The sequence below is a fragment of the Burkholderia sp. 9779_493 genome (assembly GCF_015712215.1).
Lineage (GTDB): Bacteria > Pseudomonadota > Gammaproteobacteria > Burkholderiales > Burkholderiaceae > Burkholderia > Burkholderia cenocepacia.
Window position 1 is genome coordinate 59,214 of record NZ_JACCQA010000016.1, and the last position, 23,734, is coordinate 82,947.

At 65.7% G+C, this 23,734-nt stretch carries 17 protein-coding genes; 10 read left to right on the plus strand and 7 right to left on the minus strand.

Annotated features, from left to right (window positions below):
• Positions 1-8: 8 nt before the first annotated feature.
• The 5 genes from ugpB (at position 9) to ugpQ (ending at position 5,080) form a co-directional block, all read left to right on the plus strand.
• The gene (ugpB, locus tag H0X95_RS18290) at positions 9-1,343 is read left to right on the plus strand and encodes a sn-glycerol-3-phosphate ABC transporter substrate-binding protein UgpB (protein WP_006481865.1); all 1,335 of its coding nucleotides are present in this window, start codon (positions 9-11) and stop codon (positions 1,341-1,343) included.
• A 96-nt stretch (positions 1,344-1,439) separates the two neighbouring features.
• On the plus strand, positions 1,440-2,324 hold the full coding sequence (ugpA, locus tag H0X95_RS18295; RefSeq protein WP_006481867.1) for a sn-glycerol-3-phosphate ABC transporter permease UgpA: 885 nt from the start codon (positions 1,440-1,442) through the stop codon (positions 2,322-2,324).
• Entirely contained in the window at positions 2,321-3,166 is an 846-nt protein-coding gene (gene ugpE / locus H0X95_RS18300; protein WP_006481859.1) for a sn-glycerol-3-phosphate ABC transporter permease UgpE, read from the plus strand. Before ugpA ends, ugpE begins: the two co-directional genes overlap by 4 nt.
• Positions 3,167-3,197: 31 nt before the next feature.
• Positions 3,198-4,283: a sn-glycerol-3-phosphate import ATP-binding protein UgpC gene (locus H0X95_RS18305; protein ID WP_006481861.1), complete on the plus strand. Its 1,086-nt coding sequence runs from the start codon at positions 3,198-3,200 to the stop codon at positions 4,281-4,283.
• A gap of 26 nt (positions 4,284-4,309) precedes the next feature.
• The gene (ugpQ, locus tag H0X95_RS18310) at positions 4,310-5,080 is read left to right on the plus strand and encodes a glycerophosphodiester phosphodiesterase (RefSeq protein ID WP_006491785.1); all 771 of its coding nucleotides are present in this window, start codon (positions 4,310-4,312) and stop codon (positions 5,078-5,080) included.
• 176 nt (positions 5,081-5,256) lie between these two features.
• Here the strand turns inward: ugpQ and H0X95_RS18315 are convergent, their stop codons facing one another.
• Positions 5,257-5,988, minus strand: a complete 732-nt coding sequence (locus H0X95_RS18315; protein ID WP_006490624.1) for an OmpW/AlkL family protein — start codon at positions 5,986-5,988, stop codon at positions 5,257-5,259.
• A 193-nt stretch (positions 5,989-6,181) separates the two neighbouring features.
• On the opposite strand from H0X95_RS18315, the gene H0X95_RS18320 reads away from it, so the two are divergent.
• The 3 genes from H0X95_RS18320 (at position 6,182) to H0X95_RS18330 (ending at position 13,439) form a co-directional block, all read left to right on the plus strand.
• Positions 6,182-6,895, plus strand: a complete 714-nt coding sequence (locus H0X95_RS18320; protein ID WP_006494443.1) for a transposase — start codon at positions 6,182-6,184, stop codon at positions 6,893-6,895.
• Positions 6,896-7,183: 288 nt separating this feature from the next.
• A complete protein-coding gene (locus H0X95_RS18325) occupies positions 7,184-11,887 on the plus strand; it encodes a glutamate synthase-related protein (RefSeq protein ID WP_006490631.1) in 4,704 nt (1,567 codons plus the stop codon).
• An 85-nt stretch (positions 11,888-11,972) separates the two neighbouring features.
• The gene (locus tag H0X95_RS18330) at positions 11,973-13,439 is read left to right on the plus strand and encodes a glutamate synthase subunit beta (RefSeq protein ID WP_006494441.1); all 1,467 of its coding nucleotides are present in this window, start codon (positions 11,973-11,975) and stop codon (positions 13,437-13,439) included.
• 60 nt (positions 13,440-13,499) lie between these two features.
• Here H0X95_RS18330 and H0X95_RS18335 read toward each other — a convergent pair whose 3' ends face one another.
• Together H0X95_RS18335 and H0X95_RS18340 are read right to left on the minus strand one after the other, a co-directional pair.
• Positions 13,500-13,898, minus strand: a complete 399-nt coding sequence (locus H0X95_RS18335) for a hypothetical protein (protein WP_080403611.1) — start codon at positions 13,896-13,898, stop codon at positions 13,500-13,502.
• A 76-nt stretch (positions 13,899-13,974) separates the two neighbouring features.
• Positions 13,975-15,108, minus strand: a complete 1,134-nt coding sequence (locus tag H0X95_RS18340) for a lipid II-degrading bacteriocin (protein ID WP_080403610.1) — start codon at positions 15,106-15,108, stop codon at positions 13,975-13,977.
• A 979-nt stretch (positions 15,109-16,087) separates the two neighbouring features.
• On the opposite strand from H0X95_RS18340, the gene H0X95_RS18345 reads away from it, so the two are divergent.
• Both H0X95_RS18345 and thpR read left to right on the plus strand, forming a co-directional pair.
• Positions 16,088-17,581 (plus strand): alanine/glycine:cation symporter family protein, encoded by a 1,494-nt coding sequence (locus H0X95_RS18345; RefSeq protein ID WP_059723953.1) that lies wholly within the window; start codon positions 16,088-16,090, stop codon positions 17,579-17,581.
• Positions 17,578-18,162 (plus strand): RNA 2',3'-cyclic phosphodiesterase, encoded by a 585-nt coding sequence (gene thpR, locus H0X95_RS18350; RefSeq protein WP_059723951.1) that lies wholly within the window; start codon positions 17,578-17,580, stop codon positions 18,160-18,162. Before H0X95_RS18345 ends, thpR begins: the two co-directional genes overlap by 4 nt.
• 73 nt (positions 18,163-18,235) lie before the next feature.
• Here the strand turns inward: thpR and H0X95_RS18355 are convergent, their stop codons facing one another.
• From H0X95_RS18355 to H0X95_RS18370, 4 genes are all read right to left on the minus strand, one after another.
• Positions 18,236-19,537, minus strand: a complete 1,302-nt coding sequence (locus H0X95_RS18355; RefSeq protein ID WP_059723950.1) for a D-amino acid dehydrogenase — start codon at positions 19,535-19,537, stop codon at positions 18,236-18,238.
• Between the two features lie 25 nt (positions 19,538-19,562).
• On the minus strand, positions 19,563-20,825 hold the full coding sequence (locus tag H0X95_RS18360; RefSeq protein ID WP_059723948.1) for an MFS transporter: 1,263 nt from the start codon (positions 20,823-20,825) through the stop codon (positions 19,563-19,565).
• A 128-nt stretch (positions 20,826-20,953) separates the two neighbouring features.
• Positions 20,954-21,730 carry an SDR family NAD(P)-dependent oxidoreductase gene (locus H0X95_RS18365; RefSeq protein ID WP_059723946.1) on the minus strand — a complete coding sequence of 259 codons (777 nt, stop codon included), beginning with the start codon at positions 21,728-21,730 and terminating at the stop codon, positions 20,954-20,956.
• Positions 21,727-23,496 carry an ABC transporter ATP-binding protein/permease gene (locus tag H0X95_RS18370; protein WP_006488528.1) on the minus strand — a complete coding sequence of 590 codons (1,770 nt, stop codon included), beginning with the start codon at positions 23,494-23,496 and terminating at the stop codon, positions 21,727-21,729. Before H0X95_RS18370 ends, H0X95_RS18365 begins: the two co-directional genes overlap by 4 nt.
• Between the last annotated feature and the right edge of the window lie 238 nt (positions 23,497-23,734).

Below are 23,734 nucleotides of genomic sequence, written 5' to 3' on the forward strand. Positions count from 1 at the left end.
AGAGGTCGATGAAGAAGAAGCCTGCGGGGACACTGGTTCGTTCGATCGCGCTCGGCGGCGCGCTGATGTTCGGGGCGCAGCACGTCGCGCTCGCCGCGACGGAAATTCAGTTCTGGCATGCGATGGAGGCTGCGCTCGGCGAGCGGGTCAACGCGATCGCCGACCAGTTCAACGCGTCGCAAAGCGACTACAAGATCGTGCCGGTCTTCAAGGGCACTTACGACCAGGCACTCGCGGCGGGCATCGCGGCCTATCGCAGCGGCAACGCGCCGGCGATCCTCCAGGTCTACGAAGTCGGCACGGCGACGATGATGCAGGCGAAGAAGGCGGTCGTGCCGGTCTACGACGTGTTCAAGCAGGCGGGCGTGACGCTCGACGAGAAGGCGTTCGTGCCGACCATCGCGAGCTACTACAGCGATGCGAAGACGGGCCACCTCGTGTCGATGCCGTTCAACAGCTCGACGCCGGTGCTGTACTACAACAAGGATGCGTTCAAGAAGGCGGGCCTCGATCCGAACCAGCCGCCGAAGACGTGGGCCGACGTGAAGGCCGATGCCGAGAAGCTGCGCAAGGCGGGGATGGCGTGCGGCTTCACGACCGGCTGGCAGGGCTGGATCCAGCTCGAAAACTACAGCGCGTGGCACGGGCTGCCGTTCGCGAGCCGCAACAACGGCTTCGATGGCACCGACGCCGTGCTCGAGTTCAACAAGCCGCAGCAGATCGCGCACCTCTCGTTCCTCCAGCAGATGGCGAAGGACGGCACGTTCACGTACGCGGGCCGCAAGGACGAAGCGTCGGCGAAGTTCTACAGCGGCGACTGCGGGATCCTGACGACGTCGTCCGGCGCGCTCGCGAACGTGCAGAAGTTCGCGAAGTTCAGCTACGGCACGGGGATGATGCCGTACGACGCGAACGTGAAGGGCGCGCCGCAGAACGCGATCATCGGCGGCGCGAGCCTGTGGGTGCTGGCCGGCAAGGATCCGGCGACCTACAAGGGCGTCGCGAAATTCCTCGCGTACCTGGCTTCGCCCGCCGTCGCCGCGAAGTGGCATCAGGACACCGGCTACCTGCCGGTCACGACCGCCGCGTACGACCTGACGCGCCAGCAGGGCTTCTATGCGAAGAACCCGAGCGCCGAAACCGCGATCAAGCAGATGCTGAACAAGCCGCCGCTGCCGTACACGAAGGGGCTGCGCCTGGGCAACATGCCGCAGATCCGCACGGTCGTCGACGAGGAGTTCGAACAGGTCTGGGCGCAGAAGAAGGCGCCGAAGGACGCGCTCGATTCGGCCGCGTCGCGCGGCGACGAACTGCTGCGCCGCTTCGAGAAGTCGGGCGGCTGAGCGCGCATCGCTGCGTGCCGCCGACGGCGCCGCGCGTGAGCGCGTGCCGTCCGGCGGTGCGGTTTCCTTTCCGTTTCGCCTGACCGGATATCCGCGATGCAATCCCGTTCCCGTTTCGGTACGAGCCCGGTGCCGTACCTGCTGATCGCGCCGCAGCTCGCGATCACCGCCGTGTTCTTCCTGTGGCCGGCCGGCGTCGCGCTGTGGCAGTCCACGCAGATGCAGGACGCGTTCGGCACGTCGAGCGAATTCGTCGGCTTCGCGAACTTCACGCACCTGTTCGCCGATCCGCTGTATCTCGATTCGTTCCGCACGACCCTCGTGTTCAGTTCGCTCGTCACGGTGAGCGGGCTCGTCGTGTCGCTGCTGCTCGCCGCGTGCGCCGACCGCGTGATCCGCGGCGCGCGCGCGTACCGCACGCTGCTGATCTGGCCGTACGCGGTCGCGCCGACGATCGCCGCCGTGCTGTGGGCGTTCCTGTTCAACCCGAGCATCGGCCTGATCACGTATGCGCTCGCGAAGGGCGGCATCGTGTGGAACCACGCGCTGAACGGCGGGCAGGCGATGTTCCTCGTCGTGCTGGCGTCGGTGTGGAAGCAGGTGAGCTACAACTTCCTGTTCTTCTACGCGGGGCTGCAGGCGATTCCGCGCTCGCTGATCGAGGCGGCGGCGATCGACGGCGCGGGGCCGGTGCGGCGCTTCTTCAACATCGTGCTGCCGCTGCTGTCGCCGACGAGCTTCTTCCTGCTGGTCGTGAACCTCGTCTACGCGTTCTTCGACACGTTCCCGGTGATCGACGCGGCCACCGGCGGCGGCCCGGCGCAGAGCACCAAGACGCTGATCTACAAGATCTTCGCGGAGGGCTTCCAGGGGCTCGACATCGGCAGTTCGGGCGCGCAGTCGGTCGTGCTGATGATCATCGTCGTGGGGCTTACGGTGATCCAGTTCCGCTTCGTCGAACGCAGGGTGCAATACGCATGATCGAGAATCGCAAGGGCTTCGACCTGTTCTGCCACGCGGTGCTGATCGCGGGCGTCGTGCTGATCGTGTTCCCCGTCTACGTCGCGTTCTGCGCGGCGACGATGAACGCGCAGGAAGTGTTCACGGTGCCGCTGTCGCTGGTGCCGAGCACGCACCTGTTCGAGAACATCGCGTACATCTGGGGGCACGGCAGCGGCGGCACGACGGCGCCGTTCGGCCGCCTGCTCGTGAACAGCTTCGCGATGGCGCTCGGCATCGCGGTCGGCAAGATCGCGGTGTCGATCCTGTCCGCGTATGCGATCGTCTATTTTCGCTTCCCGTTTCGCAACACGGCGTTCTGGCTGATCTTCGTCACGCTGATGCTGCCGGTGGAAGTGCGGATCTTCCCGACCGTGCAGGTCGTGTCGACGCTGCACCTGACGAACACCTACGCGGGGCTCACGATGCCGCTGATCGCATCGGCGACCGCGACGTTCCTGTTCCGCCAGTTCTTCATGACGCTGCCCGACGAGTTGATGGACGCGGCGCGCATCGACGGCGCGGGACCGCTGCGCTTTTTCTGGGATGTGGTGCTGCCGCTGTCGAAGACGAGCATCGCCGCGCTGTTCGTGATCACGTTCATCTACGGCTGGAACCAGTATCTGTGGCCGATCCTGATCACGACGGAGGCGTCGCTGTCGACGGCGGTGGTGGGCATCAAGACGATGATCGCGAGCGGCGACGCCGCGACCGAATGGCAATACGTGATGGCGGCGACGCTGCTGGCGATGATTCCGCCGCTCGTCGTCGTGCTGGCGATGCAGCGCTGGTTCGTGCGCGGCCTCGTCGATTCCGAGAAATGAACGACCGACGTAACCGGGAGAAGGACCAGGTATGGCTGCGCTGAGCTTGAAGGGCGTCAGGAAATCCTACGACGGCAAGCAGCACGTGCTGCATGGCATCGACGTGGAGATCGCCGACGGCGAATTCATCGTGCTGGTCGGCCCGTCGGGCTGCGGCAAGTCGACGTTGCTGCGGATGATCGCGGGTCTCGAGACCGTGACGGACGGCGAGATCGCGATCGGCGACCGGGTCGTCAACACGCTGGAGCCGAAGGACCGCGACATCGCGATGGTGTTCCAGAACTATGCGCTGTATCCGCACATGACGGTCGCGCAGAACATGGGCTACGGGCTGAAGATCCGCGGGATCGAGCGCGCGACGATCGATGCGCGGGTGGCGGCGGCCGCGAAGATCCTCGAGCTCGAACCGCTGCTCGCGCGGCGGCCGCGCGAGCTGTCGGGCGGCCAGCGGCAGCGCGTCGCGATGGGGCGCGCGATCGTGCGCGAACCGTCGGTGTTCCTGTTCGACGAGCCGTTGTCGAACCTCGACGCGAAGCTGCGCGTGCAGATGCGGCTCGAGATCCAGCGGCTGCACGCGCGGCTCGCGACGACGAGCGTGTACGTGACGCACGACCAGATCGAGGCGATGACGCTCGCGCAGCGGGTGATCGTGATGAACCGCGGCTACGCGGAGCAGATCGGCGCGCCGGTCGACGTGTACGAGAAGCCGGCGACCGTGTTCGTCGCGGGCTTCATCGGCTCGCCCGCGATGAACCTGATGCACGGCCGGCTGTCGGAAGACGGCGCGACCTTCACGGTCGCGGGCGGCGGCCCCGCGCTGCCGGTCGCCGGCGCGCCGGGCATCGGCAGCGAGATCGCTACCGGGCGCGACTGGGTACTCGGCGTGCGTCCCGAACACATGACGCCGCAGCCGGGCGTCGCGCAGGCGACGCTGCCGGTCGATTCGTGCGAGCTGCTCGGCGCGGACAATCTCGCGCACGGCCGCTGGGGCAATCACGACGTCGCGGTGCGCCTGCCGCACGCGGACCGCCCGGCGCGCGGCACGGCGCTGGCGGCGGCGCTGCCAGCGCACCGGCTGCATTTCTTCGATCCCGAAACCGGCAAGCGGGCCGGCTGAAACCGTTTGACTGCGGGAGACCGACGATGACGATCCGTACCGACTGGCCCTATCCGCGCGTCGTCGCCCATCGCGGCGGCGGCACGCTCGCACCGGAGAACACGCTGGCCGCGCTCGACGAGGGCGCGCGGCGCGGTCACCGGATGGTCGAGTTCGACGCGAAGCTGTCGGCCGACGACGTGACCTTCCTGCTGCACGACGACACGGTCGACCGGACCTCGAACGGTCACGGAGCGGCGGCGGGCATGCGTTATGCGGCGCTGGCCGCGCTCGACGCGGGCGCGTGGCGCGACGCGCGTTTCGCGGGCGAACGGATGCCGACGCTCGAGGCGGCGGCGGCGCGCTGCATCGCGCACGGGCTGGCCGCGAACGTCGAGATCAAGCCGTGCCCGGGGCGCGAGCGCGAAACCGGGCAGCGCGTGGCGGCCGATGCGGCCGCGTACTGGCGCGATGCCGCCGTGGCGCCGCTGCTGTCGTCGTTCTCGTTCGACGCGCTGCGGCAGGCGCGCGCGACGGCGCCGGCACTGCCGCGCGGGATGCTCTACGAAGTCGTGCCGGACGACTGGCATGCGCAGGTCATCGATGCGCTCGACTGCGTATCGTTGCATGCAGACCACACTCGGCTCGACGAATCCCTGGTGCGTGCGATCAAGGCGGCCGGGTTGCGCATCCTGGTTTACACGGTGAATGACCTCGAACGGGCGCGCGAACTGGCGCGTTGGGGCGTCGACGCGGTCTGCACGGACCGCATCGACCTGATTGCGCCCGACGCGCTGGACGATATCGACGTCGTCTGACGGCCACGGCCGCGGCGGCGTCCGGTAAAACCCTTGCGCCGAACGTGCCTGACGCGAAAAAACGACGCCCCGACGGGATTTCCGCCGGGGCGTTTTGCATCGTGGAGACGTTACGCCAGGAAAAATCCGCTACAAATTGCAGCAGGATTAACCATTCCCCAAATATTCGACTACGCTTAGAAGCGGTAGCCGACGTTCAGGTACGTCACGATCGGGTTCAGCGAGATGTGGGCCTTCGACGTTTCCGTCAGCGTACCGACCGGGGTCCGGCGCGCCGTCGTGAAGGTCGCGGTCACGCTGACCGGGATGTACGACATCGAGAAGCCGGCGAACCAGTGCTTCGTGAAGTTGTACGTGAAGCCGGCGTTGAACACGGGCGCCCACTGGTTGCTGGTCGTGGCGCTGGTCGGGCCGCCGAGCACGCCGTTCTCGAACGTGCTGTTCGTGATCTTCGCGCCGGTGAACCAGATATACGTCGCGCCGACGCCGACATACGGACGGAACTTCGCGTTGGCGTCGTTGAAGTAGTACTTGAGGAGGAGCGCAGGGCTCCACTGGTACGCGCGGCCAAGCGTACCGAACTTCGAGAACTGGCCCTTGCCGGTGATGTCGAACTTCGGCGGGATGCCGGCGATGAACTCGGTGGCGATATGGTCGGTCACGAAGTAACCGGTCGCCAGCGCGAGCGTGTCGGCATCGCTGATGCCGGCGCCGGTGTTGGGAATCGACTGATTGACGGGCGTGCCGCCTACGCCGTAGACGAACAGCGGGTCGCTGCTGTCCTGCGGCGCAAGGTGCAGCCAGCCGGTGCTGACGTAGAAATCACCTGCGGATTGTGCATGTGCCGTACCGCCCGCGAACGTGAATGCGAGCGCTGCGGCCCCCGTAATGGCCAGTTTTCGTTTCATTGTGTCTCCTCCGATCAAAGGCGTGCTCATTATGACGACTGCGTTTAAAACCAAACAAGCTCGTAAGTTAGAGTTTTCTCCCTAGGATTCGCACGACCGTACGCTTACGCGCGCCGCTGGGGCAGGCATTCTACGCAGGTGCGCATTTTCGGACCTCCGGGTATTTCCTAACGCGTTCAAACGGACATTCAGCATGGCACGGTTAGCACGACTCTACGTTCCCGACCAGCCGCAGCACGTGATACTGCGCGGCCTGGATCAGCAACCCGCGTTCGTCGACGACCAGGACTACGAACTCTTCATCGATTGCCTGAAGGCCGCCGCACGCGATCATCACCTGGCGGTACACGCCTACGTGCTGCTGCCGCGCCAGGTGCAACTCCTCGTGACACCGAGCGACGAGGCGAGCCTGCCGAAGGCGATGCAGGCCGTCGGCCGTCGCTACGTCGCGCATTTCAACCGGCGCTATTCGCGGCGCGGCACGTTGTGGGAAGGCCGCTATCGCGCGACCGTGATCGAAGGCGAGCGCTATTTCCTGCTCGCGAGCCGCGTGGTCGAGATGAGCCCGGTCCGCTCGCAACTCGTCGCGACGCCCGAGGCCTATCGCTGGTCGAGCTACCGGCATCACGTCGGGCTCACCGTCGACAGCCTGATCACCGACCATCCGCTCTACTGGGCGCTCGGCAACACGCCGTTCGACCGCCAGCGGGCGTACAAGGAGCTGTGCGAACAGCCGCTCGACGAGCGGCAGGCCGATCAGCTGCAGCAGGCCACGCTGAAGGGGTGGGTGCTCGGCGGCGAGAATTACCGCGAGTGGGCGGCGCGCACCGCGAACCGGCGCGTCTCGCCGTTGCCGCGCGGGCGCCCCAGAAAGGTGCGTGAAAACACGCCGCCGATCCAGCAGTAACGCCGGAAAGGCGGGCCAGAAGCGGCGCGGCGGGCGCCGCTTCTTTTTGCACCAAAACGATACGGCCCCAATAAAACAGCACCAGATCGAGGCATTCGTTTAATTGGGGTTCGATCAAGCGGTTTTTGTTGCTATTCCCTTGATTCGTCGCGTATATTCCGAATTCCGGTGGCCCGGGCGAAGCCTGCCCAACCACTGTCGGCCGTGCCGTCTCCTGTCGGGAGCGGGCTCGACGGCAACAAGAAAACGGTTCAACGGCCTCCAGGCCCCCTTTACGACGGTGTCCCCATGAACGACCACCAGCAGCCGCTCGCCGCGGTGCCCGCCGCACAAGGTCTGTACGACCCGCAAAACGAACACGACGCCTGCGGCGTCGGCTTCGTCGCTCACATCAAGGGCAAGAAGAGCCACGAGATCATCCAGCAGGGTCTGAAGATCCTGGAGAACCTCGATCACCGCGGCGCGGTCGGCGCCGATCCGCTGATGGGCGACGGCGCGGGCATCCTGATCCAGATTCCGGACGCGTTCTATCGCGAGGAAATGGCGAAGCAGGGCGTGAACCTGCCGCCGGCCGGCGAATATGGGGTCGGGATGATCTTCCTGCCGAAGGAGAACGCGTCGCGTCTCGCGTGCGAGCAGGAGCTCGAGCGTACGGTGAAGGCCGAAGGCCAGGTCGTGCTCGGCTGGCGCGACGTGCCGGTCGACCATGCGATGCCGATCTCGCCGACGGTCAAGGCGAGCGAGCCGCTGATCCGCCAGATCTTCATCGGTCGCGGCAAGGACATCATGGTGACGGACGCGCTCGAGCGGAAGCTGTACGTGATCCGCAAGACCGCGAGCCACCGCATCCAGGCGCTGAAGCTCAAGCACGGCAAGGAATACTTCGTGCCGTCGATGTCGGCGCGCACCGTCGTCTACAAGGGGCTGCTGCTGGCCGGCCAGGTCGGCGTGTACTACCGCGACCTGCAGGACGAGCGCGTCGTGTCGGCGCTCGCGCTCGTGCACCAGCGCTTCTCGACCAACACGTTCCCGGCGTGGGAACTGGCTCACCCGTACCGGATGATCGCGCACAACGGCGAGATCAACACCGTGAAGGGCAACGTGAACTGGCTGAACGCGCGTACCGGCGCGATCGCGTCGCACGTGCTCGCCGACGATCTGCCGAAGCTGTGGCCGCTGATCTACCCGGGCCAGTCGGATACCGCATCGTTCGACAACTGTCTCGAACTGCTGGTGATGGCAGGCTACCCGCTCGTGCACGCGGTGATGATGATGATCCCGGAAGCGTGGGAACAGCACACGCTGATGGACGAGAACCGCCGCGCGTTCTACGAATACCACGCCGCGATGATGGAGCCGTGGGACGGCCCGGCCGCGATCGCGTTCACCGACGGCCGCCAGATCGGCGCGACGCTCGACCGTAACGGCCTGCGCCCGGCGCGCTACATCGTCACCGACGACGACCTCGTCATCATGGCGTCGGAAGCCGGCACGCTGCCGATCCCCGAATCGAAGATCGTCAAGAAGTGGCGCCTGCAGCCGGGCAAGATGTTCCTGATCGACATGGAACACGGCCGCATCATCGACGACAAGGAACTGAAGGACAACCTCGCGAACGCGAAGCCGTACAAGAGCTGGATCGACGCGGTGCGCATCAAGCTCGACGAGATCGAGCCGAAGGCCGAGGAAGTCGCGGCCGGCCGCACGCAGGGCGCCGCGCTCCTCGACCGCCAGCAGGCGTTCGGCTATACGCAGGAAGACCTGAAGTTCCTGATGGCGCCGATGGCGGCGCAGGGTGAGGAAGCCGTCGGTTCGATGGGCAACGATTCGCCGCTCGCGGTGATGTCGAACAAGAACAAGACGCTCTATCACTACTTCAAGCAGCTGTTCGCGCAGGTCACGAACCCGCCGATCGACCCGATCCGCGAGAACATGGTCATGTCGCTCGTGTCGTTCATCGGCCCGAAGCCGAACCTGCTCGACACCAACAACATCAACCCGCCGATGCGTCTCGAAGTGTCGCAGCCGGTGCTCGACTTCAAGGACATCGCGAAGATCCGCGCGATCGACCAGTACACGGGCGGCAAGTTCAGCGCGTACGAACTGAACATCTGCTATCCGGTCGCGTGGGGCAAGGAAGGCATCGAGGCGCGCCTCGCGTCGCTGTGCGCGGAAGCCGTCGACGCGGTGAAGTCGGGCTACAACATCCTGATCGTGTCGGACCGCAAGACGGACGCCGAGCACGTCGCGATTCCGGCGCTGCTCGCCACGTCGGCGATCCACACGCACCTCGTGCAGCAAGGGCTGCGCACGAGCACGGGCCTCGTCGTCGAGACGGGTTCCGCGCGTGAGACGCACCACTTCGCGCTGCTCGCGGGCTACGGCGCGGAAGCCGTGCACCCGTACCTCGCGATGGAAACGCTCGCGAAGATGGCCGAAGGGCTGCCGGGCGACCTGTCGCCGGAGAAGGCCGTCTACAACTTCACGAAGGCGGTCGGCAAGGGCCTGCAGAAGGTGATGTCGAAGATGGGCATCTCGACGTACATGTCGTACACGGGCGCGCAGATCTTCGAAGCGCTCGGCCTGTCGAGCGACCTCGTCGAGAAGTACTTCAAGGGCACCGCGTCGAAGGTCGGCGGCATCGGCCTGTTCGAGGTCGCGGAAGAAGCGATCCGCCTGCACCGCGACGCGTTCGGCGACAACCCGGTCCTGCGCGACATGCTCGACGCGGGCGGCGAGTACGCGTACCGCGTGCGCGGCGAAGACCACATGTGGACGCCGGATTCGATCGCGAAGCTGCAGCACGCGACGCGCAGCAACTCGTACCAGACGTACAAGGAATACGCGCACCTGATCAACGACCAGACCAAGCGTCACATGACGTTCCGCGGCCTGTTCGAGTTCAAGGTCGAGCCGACCAAGGCGATCCCGATCGACGACGTCGAGCCGGCGAAGGAGATCGTCAAGCGCTTCGCGACCGGCGCGATGTCGCTCGGGTCGATCAGCACCGAGGCGCACGCGACGCTCGCGATCGCGATGAACCGGATCGGCGGCAAGTCGAACACCGGCGAAGGCGGCGAGGACGAGAAGCGCTATCGCAACGAACTGCGCGGCATTCCGATCAAGTCGGGCGAGACGCTGAAGTCGGTGATCGGCGACGAGATCGTCAGCGACATCGCGCTGAAGGACGGCGATTCGCTGCGCTCGAAGATCAAGCAGGTCGCGTCGGGGCGCTTCGGCGTCACCGCCGAGTACCTGGCATCGGCCGACCAGATCCAGATCAAGATGGCGCAGGGCGCGAAGCCGGGCGAAGGCGGCCAGCTGCCGGGCCACAAGGTGTCGGAATACATCGGCAAGCTGCGTTACTCGGTGCCGGGCGTCGGCCTGATCTCGCCGCCGCCGCACCACGACATCTACTCGATCGAGGATCTGGCGCAGCTGATCCACGACCTGAAGAACGTGAACCCGAGCGCGAGCATCTCCGTGAAGCTCGTGTCGGAAGTGGGCGTGGGCACGGTCGCGGCCGGTGTCGCGAAGGCGAAGGCCGATCACGTCGTGATCGCCGGCCACGACGGCGGCACGGGCGCGTCGCCGCTGTCGTCGGTCAAGCACGCCGGCACGCCGTGGGAACTCGGCCTCGCCGAAACGCAGCAGACGCTGGTGCTGAACCGCCTGCGCGGCCGTATCCGCGTGCAGGCCGACGGCCAGATGAAGACGGGTCGCGACGTCGTGATCGGCGCGCTGCTCGGCGCGGACGAATTCGGCTTCGCGACGGCTCCGCTCGTCGTCGAGGGCTGCATCATGATGCGCAAGTGCCACCTGAACACGTGCCCGGTCGGCGTCGCGACGCAGGATCCGGTGCTGCGTGCGAAGTTCAAGGGCCAGCCCGAGCACGTCGTGAACTACTTCTTCTTCGTCGCCGAGGAAGTGCGCGAGATCATGGCGCAGCTCGGCGTCGCGAAGTTCGACGACCTGATCGGCCGCGCCGATCTGCTCGATACGCGCAAGGGCATCGAGCACTGGAAGGCGAAGGGCCTCGACTTCTCGCGTGTGTTCTACCAGCCGGAAGAGTGCGAGGACGTCGCGCCGCGTCACGTCGACGTGCAGGATCACGGCCTCGAGCGCGCGCTCGACCACGTGCTGATCGAGAAGGCGAAGGCCGCGATCGAGAACGGCGAGCATGTGTCGTTCATCCAGCCGGTGCGCAACGTGAACCGCACGGTCGGCGCGATGCTGTCGGGCGTGATCGCGAAGAAGCACGGCCACGACGGCCTGGCCGACGACGCGGTGCACATCCAGCTGAAGGGCACGGCCGGCCAGAGCTTCGGCGCGTTCCTCGCGAAGGGCGTGACGCTCGACCTCGTCGGCGACGGCAACGACTACGTCGGCAAGGGCCTGTCGGGCGGCCGGATCATCATCCGCCCGACCAACGACTTCCGCGGCAAGTCCGAGGAAAACATCATCTGCGGCAACACGGTGATGTACGGCGCGATCGAAGGCGAAGCGTTCTTCCGCGGCGTGGCCGGCGAGCGCTTCTGCGTGCGCAACTCGGGCGCGACGGCGGTCGTCGAAGGCACGGGCGACCACGGCTGCGAATACATGACGGGCGGCACGGTCGTCGTGCTCGGCGAGACGGGGCGCAACTTCGCGGCCGGCATGTCGGGCGGCCTCGCGTACATCTACGATCCGGAAGGCACGTTCGCGGCCAAGTGCAACAAGTCGATGGTCGCGCTCGAGCCGGTGCTGCAGCAGGCCGAGCAGGAGCGCACGGTCGACCGCGCACTCTGGCACGCCGGCACGACGGACGAAGCGCTGCTCAAGGGGCTCGTCGAGCGTCATTTCCAGTTCACGGGTTCGCCGCGCGCGAAGTCGCTGCTGGAAAACTGGGACGCGGCGCGCCGCCAGTTCGTGAAGGTGTTCCCGCACGAATACAAGCGCGCGCTGGGCGAGATCGGTGCGAAGAAGGCGGCGAAGGAAGTGCTGGCCGCCTGAGCGACGAACGACATAGCGAATGCCGCGCGCGCCTGATGGCCGCGCGCGGCTCCCCCACCCGATACACCGAACAGAAGAGCACCTTATGGGCAAGGCAACCGGTTTTCTGGAGTTCGAACGCCGCCACGAGGCGTACGAAGCACCGCTCACGCGCGTGAAGCACTACAAGGAATTCGTCGCGGCGCTGACCGACGCGGACGCGAAGGTCCAGGGCGCGCGCTGCATGGATTGCGGCATCCCGTTCTGCAACAACGGCTGCCCGGTCAACAACATCATCCCGGACTTCAACGATCTCGTTTACCGCCAGGACTGGCAGCAGGCGATCGAAGTCCTGCACTCGACCAACAACTTCCCGGAATTCACGGGCCGTATCTGCCCGGCGCCGTGCGAAGCGGCCTGCACGCTCGGGATCAACAACGATCCGGTCGGCATCAAGTCGATCGAGCACGCGATCATCGACAAGGCCTGGGCGGAAGGCTGGGTGAAGCCGCTGCCGGCCGAACACAAGACGGGCAAGAAGGTCGCGGTCGTCGGTTCGGGCCCCGCGGGCCTCGCCGCCGCGCAGCAGCTCGCGCGTGCGGGCCACGACGTGACGGTGTTCGAGAAGAACGACCGCATCGGCGGCCTGCTGCGTTACGGGATTCCCGACTTCAAGCTCGAGAAGTGGCTGATCGATCGCCGCATGCGCCAGATGGAAGCGGAAGGCGTGACGTTCCGTACCAGCGTGTTCATCGGCAAGGAGCCGCTGCCCGAGTCGATCGGCAGCCTCGCGAAGGAAACCATCTCGCCGGACACGCTGAAGGAAGAATTCGACGCGGTCGTGATCGCCGGCGGTTCGGAAACGCCGCGCGACCTGCCGGTGCCGGGCCGCGAGCTCGCGGGCGTCCATTTCGCGATGGATTTCCTGCCGCAGCAGAACCGCGTGAACGCGGGCGACAAGCTCGCCGACCAGCTGCTCGCGAAGGGCAAGCACGTGATCGTGATCGGCGGCGGCGATACGGGTTCGGACTGCGTCGGCACGTCGAACCGTCACGGCGCGAAGCAGGTCACGCAGTTCGAGCTGCTGCCGCAGCCGCCGGAAGAGGAAAACAAGCCGCTCGTGTGGCCGTACTGGCCGATCAAGCTGCGTACGTCGTCGTCGCACGAGGAAGGCTGCGAGCGTGACTGGGCGGTCGCGACGAAGCGTCTCGAAGGCAAGAACGGCAAGGTCGAGAAGCTGATCGCGGTGCGTGTCGAGTGGAAGGACGGCAAGATGCAGGAAGTGCCGGGTTCCGAGTTCGAGATGAAGGCCGATCTCGTGCTGCTCGCGATGGGCTTCACGCAGCCGGCTGCGCCGGTGCTCGACGCGTTCGGCGTCGCGAAGGATGCGCGCGGCAATGCGCGTGCGGCGACCGAAGGCGACCGTTCGTACTACACGTCGGTCGACAAGGTGTTCGCGGCAGGCGACATGCGTCGCGGCCAGTCGCTCGTGGTGTGGGCGATCCGCGAAGGCCGCCAGTGCGCGCGCTCGGTCGACGCGTACTTGATGGGGCATTCGGAACTGCCGCGCTGAGCTGAAGCGCGCGAGCGGGTTTCGATGGAAGCCGGGCGTCCGAAAGGGCGCCCGGTTTTTTTATTTTTGAGGCTGCGAGCGAGCGCGAGCTTGTTCGGTTGCGGCGCCCAACGGATCGATGGTTTGCCCGTAGCTTGCAAGCTGCCCGTTGCAATCAATCATCGCGGTGTATCGGGTTTCGTCGACGCGCAGCGGGAATTCCCACACACCCAGCTTCCATGCGTGATACTGCGGCGCGCCGTCGAACCGGATGCTGTCCGGCGGTATTCCATGCTCTTCGAGAAGACGGGCCTGTACATTTTTTCGTAGCGCGTCGACAGACATGTCGGGGCAACTGCCTTCGGTCCGCTCATATCGGGATGTCGCGACGACGATGAACAGTAGTGTATAGGCGCAGATTACTGCGCCAACCAGCCAAAGAACTAGCCTGAGAACGCCTCGCATGGCTTTGGAAATCATGAAGGGCTGGATTGGACGTAAAGAACATGTGTGATTGACTCGGGCAGCCACATTTCCGGAGCCGCCCGGCGGCATGCTAGCGAGGCGGGCGCATCAGTCCACCGAGCGACGGTCTATGGACTGCCTGAGGGGGGTGTGTGCCTGCATTCTTGACCGGCCGTTGGCCTGAGAACGAAAGACTTTTTTCGCCGAAAAAATTGATTTGATAGTCCTTGTGCCCCAGGATAGCGCCGAGCTTGGCCAGAAATGTCGTTGCAGCTTCCTGCAGGAATGGGCGGTTTGAGGGATCTGCATCGAATCTATCGGGATTGAGTGAGTAGTAGCCGTCAAACCGATATGTATCGTCCTCAAGCATCACAAGTGTGCCACGTATCCTGCCGGATACTCGTCCAAAGACTGAGGCGCTCCAGAGGTCCTTTGTTCCGTGATTGAAGATGTTGGTGCTGAAAGCTGTGTCGAACGAGTAGGTGCCGGGGCCATACCCGGGATTCTCAACAGCCTTCGTTACTTCTCTGAAATCGGCGATGCTCATTTTCAAATTAAGAGATTCAATATTGATGGTTTGTTGGGTTCCGTCTCCGTGTATCCAGTGATTAATTGCTTCGACGAACATCAATGGATTTCCATACGATGCAAATGTGCTCGTCGGAGGGATGTCGTGTGACTGACCAATGTATATGCCGAATAATGCAGTGATGTTGGCATATTGCCCCGGCTCGAAGCTAAACCCATATTGGTTGGCGCCGGGTAAATGCTTGTAGCCACCAAGGGCCAGCCACGGAGTGAAGCCACCTACCAGTGTTAGTTGATTTCGCCAGAATGCTGTGTCGTTTTTTCCAAATATATCAAGGTGTTTGAGGAACATCTCGGTGGCGCGGATCATGTTTCCCGTGTTTGCAAAATGCAACATGAAATTCGATGTGCAATGCTGATTGAAGCAAACCGTCGGTGCCGGAATTCCGGCACCAGGATTGGCGCCGGGAATGTCGTTTACCTTGACGCCGAAATCACCGAAATTGAAATCCGGTGGCTTTGGTGTTGTGATTGTGATGGGCGGAAGAACATTGTTCTGAGCCATGGCCGTCGTGTGCTTCAGCAGCGTGCCAAATGGGAGCACTGTTGACGCAACCAGCAAACGTCGTCGCATCAAAGGCTGTTGTTCTTCTTTGGAGGATTGGTTTGTCTGTTTCCAAGGATTACGTGTCGTCATTTCATACCCCGTTCAGTGGTGATTTCGATGATTGATTCGCAGGCCTGAACGTAAGACGGTTATACTTTTTTAAGAAGTTGGCAAGGAATTTTCCCTGTACGTCTTCGTGACGGAGTCGTCTGGATTGATTCTGAGAACCGATATGAAACGAGATTCATGAAGGCATGCGACGGCTCCTCCTTGTCTCGAAATCCCCACGTATGTCGGCTCTGGGCAAGGAACGGCTGAAGATGCATGGTCAGCTGGCTGATCCGTTTCCGTTGCGTAGCCTTCTGACAAGAGTCGAGAAAAATCGAAATGCGGGAACGTTTTTCCTGCGTGTTCTGTTGTGGGGCAATGTGTCTAATAGTTACGGGGTTGTCTAAGGCGAGGGAGTGCATTTGTTCGGGCGATGCACACCTGATGGCGCTTCAACTTGCTGTGGTAAGTGCGGCTCGAGGATTGCTGTCGTATCAGCCGGTCACCCACGAGGCCGCCCGTTTTTTATGGCGCTACCAACTAGACGATTACTTGCGGTTGCCTGAAATCATTGCGCTGGGTTTGCCGAGCGGAAGCATCTGAGTTTCTTTCGAACCCGGTGACGTGATCGTCGCGACGCAGCGGGTCCGATCTCAGATCGAATCTTGACCTGCCGGGCGTGCCGGCATGGCAGCGGAGCGCCGACGAATCCGAGTTCGTCGATGACGATTCCCTGCTTTTCGCGAACGCAAGAATGCCTGTTTCGAGCTTTGTGATCGGTGCATTGGGACAACGTACGATTCATGATGCTCCGGGCATATTGCCCCGCCGGGCTGTTGCACCTGGGACACCCCCGCATTTTCGCGAAGCGTCGTCTAACCTGATGACATCCGGCTCCGATTTTTCGTCATCTCAAATCCTTTCGTTTTGTAATAATCCTTGAGAACTGTCATATCATGTCGCCCCTCGGGCCGCATTCGCGGTCGCCGCACATGACTGACGTTATTTACAAGGACTCTGGATGGAAGCATTCGTGCAAGGGCTGATCGACGCCGTCAACGGCGTGCTGTGGAACTACGTGCTGATCGCGCTGCTGCTGGGCGCCGGCGCGTGGTTCACGTTGCGGTTCCGGATGATCCAGCTGAAGGCGCTGTTCCTCAGCATGAAGCTGGTCGGCAGCAAGGGCGAGCCGGGCAGCATCTCGTCGTTCCAGGCGTTCGCGACCGGGCTCGCGAGCCGCGTCGGCACCGGCAACATCGCCGGCGTCGCGGTGGCGCTGACGGTCGGCGGGCCGGGCGCGATCTTCTGGATGTGGATGACCGCGCTCGTCGGGATGTCGTCCGCGTTCGTCGAAGCGACGCTCGCGCAGATCTTCAAGGTGTCGCACCCGGACGGCAGCTATCGCGGCGGCCCCGCGTACTACATCCAGACGGGGCTGTGCTCGCGCGGCTTCGGCGTGCTGTTCTCGCTGTCGCTGATCCTCGCGTTCGGCTTCGTGTTCAACGCGGTGCAGGCCAACGCGATCGCCGATGCGTTTCATACGTCGTTCGGCTGGCGTCGCGAGACGGTCGGCCTCGGTCTCATGCTGCTTTCCGCGCCGATCATCTTCGGCGGCATCCGCCGCATCGCGACGGTCGCGCAGGTGATCGTGCCGCTGATGGCGATCGGCTACCTCGCACTCGCGGTCTACGCGGTCGCGACGCACATCACGCTGGTGCCCGGCGTGATCGCGTTGATCGTGAAGAGCGCGTTCGGCCTCGAACAGGCGGCCGGCGGCCTGACCGGCTATGCGGTCAGCCAGGCGATCGCGATCGGCGTAAAGCGCGGACTGTTCTCGAACGAGGCGGGCATGGGCAGCGCGCCGAACGCGGCCGCGACCGCCAGCACGCGCCACCCCGTCACGCAGGGGTTGATCCAGATGCTCGGCGTGTTCGTCGACACGATCGTGATCTGCAGCGCGACCGCGTTCGTGATCCTGCTGTCGGGCCAGTACGAACTCGGCACCGGGATGGAGGGCGCGGCGCTCACGCAGCGCGCGATTTCGAGCCACGTCGGCGACTGGGGCGGCATCTACATGGCCGTCGCGATCTTCTTCCTCGCGTTCTCGTCGGTGATCGGCAACTACGCGTATGCGGAAGGCAACGTCGAATTCATCACGAAGCGGCGCGGCGTGCTGCCGCTGTTCCGCATCGCCGTGCTCGGCATGGTGATGTTCGGCAGCGTCGGGCAACTGCCGCTCGTGTGGACGATGGCCGATACGAGCATGGGGCTGATGGCGATCATCAACCTGATCGCGATCCTCGCGCTCGGCAAGTACGCGCACGCCGCGTGGGCCGACTATCGCCGCCAGCGCGCGGCCGGCGTCGCCGATCCGGTGTTCACGCGCAACACGATTCCCGAGCTCGCACTCGTGCTGCCGGCCGACGTGTGGGGCGAGCATGGCCCGCTGCCGCAGCGTCCGGTCGCTTCCGCCGACGCGCCGAATGCGCCGCGGGCCGCCGTGAGCGAATCATGAACGGCGACCGGCTCCGTGCGTTCGTCGCGCTGATGCCCGATGCGGCATCGCGCGACGCGCTGCACGCGTTGCCGGTCACCCGCGGGGCGCGGCGCACGCTGCCCGCGCAACTGCACATGACGCTCGCGTTCATCGGCGCAATCGAGCGGGAGCGGTGCGACGCGCTGGCCGCGCACCTGCCCGCGCTCGCGGCCGCGCATGCGTTGCCGTCGTTGCCGGTCGAGCGGATCGCGTGGTGGCCGAGCCTGCCGCGTGCGCGGCTGATCGTCGCGGAGCTCGCGGCCGATGCCGCTTGCGTCGCGCTGAATGCGGGGCTGGCGGCGCTGTTGCGCGAACTCGGCGTGCCGGCTGACCGGCGGCCGTTCCGGCCGCACGTGACGCTCGCGCGGCTGCCGCACGATGCGATCGGCCAGCCCGCGCACGGCGGCACGCCGGGGCGGCCCGTCGAGGTGCGCGTCGAAGCGCTGACGCTGTTCGAAAGCCGGCTGTCGCAGGAGGGCGTGTCGCATCGGCCGATCGTGTCGGCGCCGATCGCACGCGCGGACGACAGCGTCGGCGCTGAGGAGCGGCCCCACGAATGAATTTTTCCTGAGAGGGGAACGTGCCTTCCCGCCCGCATGGCGGCGTCGTTCGTCGTTATTCGCGCGAACAGGCCTAGCGGCCGTACCGCGCGAGCGTCAACCCCGCCAGATCGATCTCCGGCGTGCGTCCGGTGACGAGATCCGCGACCACTTTTCCCGAACCCATCGACATCGCCCAGCCCGTCGAGCCGTGGCCGACGTTGAGCCAGAGGCCGTCGATGCCGCTCGCGCCGAGCAGCGGCGGCCCGTCGGGCGTCATCGGCCGGCGGCCCATCCAGAAACGCGCCGACGCGCGATCGGCCGCGTGCGGGAACCAGTCGTCGAGCACCTTCATCAGCGTGTCGAGCGCCTGTTGCCGCAGCGCCGCGTGGCGATTGCCGAGCTCCGCGGTGCCGGCGATGCGCAGCGTCGGGCCGAAGCGCGTGATCGCGGTCTTCAGCGATTCGTCCATCAGCGCGGCGCAGGGCGCCTTTTCGTCGTCGACGACCGCGAGCGTGGCCGAGTAGCCCTTCACCGGATACAGCGGCACGTCGATGCCGTGCGGTCGCAGCAGGCCGGCGCTGTCGACGCCGAGCGCGACGACGATCGCGTCGGCGGCGAGTGTCGTGCGGTGTCGCGCGCCGCCGCTACCGTTGCCTTCGTGGTTTCCGCTCACGGCGGCGACGTGGACGCCACGCGCTTTTCCGCCCGCGACATCGAGTGCGCGCAGTTCGGTGTTGAAGCGGAATGCCACGCCGTTCGCTTCGCACAGCACCCGTAGTTCGCGCGTGAAGCGCGCGCAGTCGCCCGCTTCGTCGTCGGGCAGGTAGATGCCGCCGACGGGCGCCTGCCGCGCCCAGCGCAGGCCTGGCTCGATCGCGGTGCAGCCGGCCGCGTCGAGTTCGCGAAACGCGATGCCGGCATCGCGCAGCACCTTCAGCGCGGGCTGCGCCATCTCGACGTCGAACGCGCTGCGCAGCAGTTGCAGGTAGCCGCGGCTCGCGCCGTAGTCGAACGGATAACGGTCGCGAAACGCATGCAGGCACGCGCGGCTGTAATACGCGATGCGCTGCATCCGCTGCTTGTTCACGCGGAACCGCTCGAATTCGCATTCGCGCAGCCAGCGCGCGATCCAGCGCCACTGCGCGGCGTCGAACGTCGGCCGGAAGATCAGCGGCGACGCGGGCTTGAACAGGTATTTCAGGATCTTGCCGGGCATCCCGGGCGCGGCCCACGGCGTCACGTAGCCCGGCGCGATCACGCCTGCGTTGCCGAGGCTCGTCGCCTGCGCGACATCGGCCTCGCGTTCGATCACGGTGACGTCGCAGCCTGCTTCGCGCAGGTGCCAGGCGGTGGTGACGCCGATCACGCCGGCGCCGAGAACGATCACGTGCATGCGGTGTCCGGAACGAAGCGGTGGCTCACGACGCGACCGCCGGATCGTCGACGAGCGACTTGCCGCGCGTTTCCGGCAGCACGAGCGCCGCGACGATCACCAGCAGATAGCCGCCGCCCGCGACGAGGCCGATCGCCTTCACGAGCGACATCGATTGCGACAGCGCGCCGACGAGGATCGGGAAGAACGAGCCGAGCCCGCGGCCGAGGTTGTAGCAGAAGCCCTGGCCCGAGCCGCGGATCGCGCCCGGATACAGCTCCGACAGATACGCGCCGACGCCCGCGAAGATGCCCTGCACGACGATGCCGAGCGGAAAGCCGAGCAGCAGCATCGCGGTATCGGTGATCGGCAGCATCGTGTACGCCATGCCGAGCGAGAACGAGCCGATCGCGAACAGGATGAACGACGCGCGGCGGCCGAGCCGGTCAGAGAGCATCGCGCCGACCACGTAGCCGACGAACGAACCGACGATCAGCACGACCAGATAGCCGCTCGTGTTGAACACCGACAGATGGCGCACGGTTTTCAGATAGGTGGGCAGCCACGTCGTGATCGCGTAGTAGCCGCCGAGCATGCCGGTGCACAGCGCGCTGCCGAACAGCGTCGCGCGCAGGTGCGGCGGCGAAAAGATCTCGAGGAAGTGGCCCGACACGCGGCCTTCGTCGCGCGCGCGGCGGGTGGCCGTATAGATGTCGGGATCGCTGACGTTGCGGCGGATGTACAGGATCCACAAGGCGGGCACGATGCCGATCCAGAAGCACGCGCGCCACGCGATCTGCTCGGGCAGCAGCGCGAAGAACGCCCAGTAAAGGATCGCGGCCGCGCCCCAGCCGAACGACCAGCTGCTCTGCACGGTGCCGACGGCCTTCGCGCGATGCTCGGGCGAGCGGATCGTCTCGGCCATCATGATCGTCACGACCGACCATTCGCCGCCGAAGCCGAAACCCTGCAGCGTGCGCGTCGCAAGGAGCTGCCAGAACGAATGCGTGAAGCCGGACAGGCACGTGAACAGCGCGAACGTCGCGATCGTCCACTGCAGCACGCGCACGCGGCCATAGCGGTCGGCGAGGATGCCGGCGACCCAGCCGCCGATCGCCGACGAGATCAGCGAACTGGTCGCGATCATCCCGGCCTCGCTCTTTGTCATGCCCCAGGTGGCGATCAGCGTCGGAATCAGGAACGAATAGATCATGAAGTCGAACGCGTCGACCGCATAGCCGCCGAATCCGGCGTACAGCGTCCGGCGCTCGCGCGTCGACAATTCGTTGAACCACTGGAATGCCTGCATGCTTGCCGCCCCCTCTCGTCTTGTCTCGTCCCGCGCTGCCGCGTCGCGGTTATTTTACGGGCGCGCTCCGGCATGCCAAAAAGGCGGATGCAGGTTCGTGCTGAAAAGCAGGCAGGAGGGAAGCCGCGTCAGAGCGTCAGGCCGCCGTCGACGTGGATGACCTGGCCGGTGATCTGCCGTGCCGCGTCCGACAGCAGGAACGCGATCAGCGCGGCGACGTCGTCGGGTTCCGCGATGCGGCCGAGCGGCGTCGCCTGTTCGGCCTGCGCCCACGCGGCGGCGTTGCCGGCGCTCGGCCCGTGGTCCTTGCGCGTGAAGCCCGGCGCGACCGCATTGACGGTGATGCCGTGCGCGGCGAATTCGGCGGCCGCGCTACGCACCAGCGATTCGAGCGCGGCCTTCGCGGCGGCGGTCGCCGCGAACGGTGCATCGGCGCGGTAGCGGTGCGCGACGAACGAACTGACCGCGACGATCCGCGGCGTGGCCGACGTTTCGAGCAGCGGCCGCGCGTGGCCCGCGAGCGCGGAGAACGCCCCGGGCATCGTCGCGAAGGCGGACGCGAGTGCGTTCGCGGAGAGCTCGGAAAAGGATTGCCGCGCGGCGAAGCCGGCGTTCGCGACGAGCTGGTCGAGCCCGCCGAAGCGGGTGGCGACGGCATCGACGAGCGTGGCAGCCACGCCGGGCTCAGCGAGATCGCCGGTCAACGTCACGCATTCCGCGCCGGCCGCCGTGCACGCCTGGGCGACTGCTGCGAGCCGCGCGCGTGCCGCATCGTCCGCGCCGCGCGCATGCAGCGCCAGCGCGACGCCGGGCGCCGCGAGCCGCCGCGCGAGCGCCGCGCCGATCCCCGACCCCGCGCCGGTGATCAGCGCGATCCGGGCGACGTGCGCGGCGCGTGCGTTCACGCGGCGACCTTGTCGTCGCTGCTCACGCGCTCGACGTTGATCGTGCCGACGTGGAACGCGGCCAGCGATTCGCGGTGCGCGATGCTGACGATCGCGGCCTTCGGCAGCCGTTCGGCGAACAGGTGATAGAGGCGGGCTTCGTTGTCGGCGTCGAGCGCGCTGGTCGCCTCGTCGAGGAACAGGAAGTCGGGCTTGTGCAGCAGCACGCGCGCGCCGGCCAGACGCTGCTGTTCGCCCGGCGACAGCACGCGGGTCCAGTGCGCGGTTTCGTCGAGGCGCTCGACGTAATCCTCGAGACGGCACGCGCGCAGCGCATCGCGGCATGCTTCGTCGCTGAACGTGTCGGGCGTCGCCGGGTAGGTGAGCGCGGCCTTCAGCGTGCCGATCGGCAAATAGCTGGTTTGCGGCACGAACATCATCCGCGCACCGACCGGCGCGTCGATCGCGCCGTCGCCGAACGGCCACAGCCCCGCGAGCGCGCGCATGAACGTGCTCTTGCCGGAACCGGACTTGCCGACCACGAGCCAGCGCGAGCCGGGCTCGATCGTGACGTCGCCGATGTTCGCGAGCGCGTTGCCGTTCGGCAGCGCGAGCTTGAGCGACGACGTGGACAGCTTCGCGGCGTCGATGTAGTGCAGGTTGATGCCGCCGTGCTCGGTCGCGGGCGACAGGCTTTCCTTCAGGTGCGACGTGCCCATCACGCGCTTGAATTCGCGCAGACGGTTGACGGTGGCGCGCCATTCGACGAGGGTCGAGTAGCTGTTGATGAACCACGAGAACGAATCGCTGACGGTGCCGAACGCGGACGAGATCTGCATCAGCACGCCGAACGAGAACGCACCGGCAAAGTAGCGCGGCGCGGCGACGACGAGCGGGAAGATGATCGCGATCTGCCCGTAGAAGCTCAGCACGAACGTGAGCCGCTTCGTGTACTTCATCACGCGCCACCAGTTGTCGCGGATGCGCATGAAGAGGCTCTGCGCGTTGCCGGCCTCGGTCTTCTCGCCGTCGTAGAACGCGATCTGCTCGGCGTTCTCGCGCACGCGGATCAGCCCGAAGCGGAAATCGGCCTCGACGCGCTGCTGCTGGTAGTTGATCGACACGAGCGGATGACCGACCTTCTGGATGATCAGCGAGCCGATCACCGCGTACAGCGCGGCCGCCCACACCATGTAGCCGGGAATCGCGATCGGCGTCGCGCCGAGCGTGAACGTCAGCGCGCCGGCGAGCGACCACAGGATCGTGATGAACGACACGAGCGTGACGACCGTCGACAGCAGGTCGAGCGACAGCGCGAGCGTCGTGGTCGCGAACGACTGGAGGTCGTCGGTGATCCGCTGGTCGGGGTTGTCGGCGAGGCGGTCACGCTCGATCCGGTAGAACGCGCGATCGCCGAGCCACTGGCCGAGAAAGCGGTCGGTGAGCCACTGGCGCCAGCGGAAGCCGAGCATCTGGCGCAGGTAGCGGCCGTAGACGGCGAGGATGATGAAGCCGAACGCGAGCGCGGAGAACTGCATCAGCAGGTTCGGGAAGTCGTGGACGTCCTTCGACTGCAGCGCGTTGTAGAACTGCGCGTTCCACTTGTTCAGCTTGACGTTGATCCAGACCACGCAGAGGTTGATCGCGATGATCGTGACCAGCAACCCCCACGCGATTTTCCATTCGGACGATACCCAGTAGGGCTTGATGAGGCTCCATGCGGATACCGGGCGCTCGTCCTGCGGCGCGTCGGAGGCGGAGCGGACGGGATCGATCGATTGGGTCATGTGCTTCCTGATGATGAGCCGGCGCGCGGGCCGGGCGAAACCGGGCGCGCGCCGCGATACGGCATGCCGGGGCGCGGCGCCGACGGACGGCGGGCGTCCGGATGGTCGCCCGTGCGTCTTAAACGGCACTTAAAAACCGGCGGTGACGCGGCAACCGGCCGCTCGCGCGGCCGGCCTGCGGGCATTGTGCCAGAGCGGCGCGGCGCGCCGGCGAATTTGCCGCAAGGGGGACAGTTTG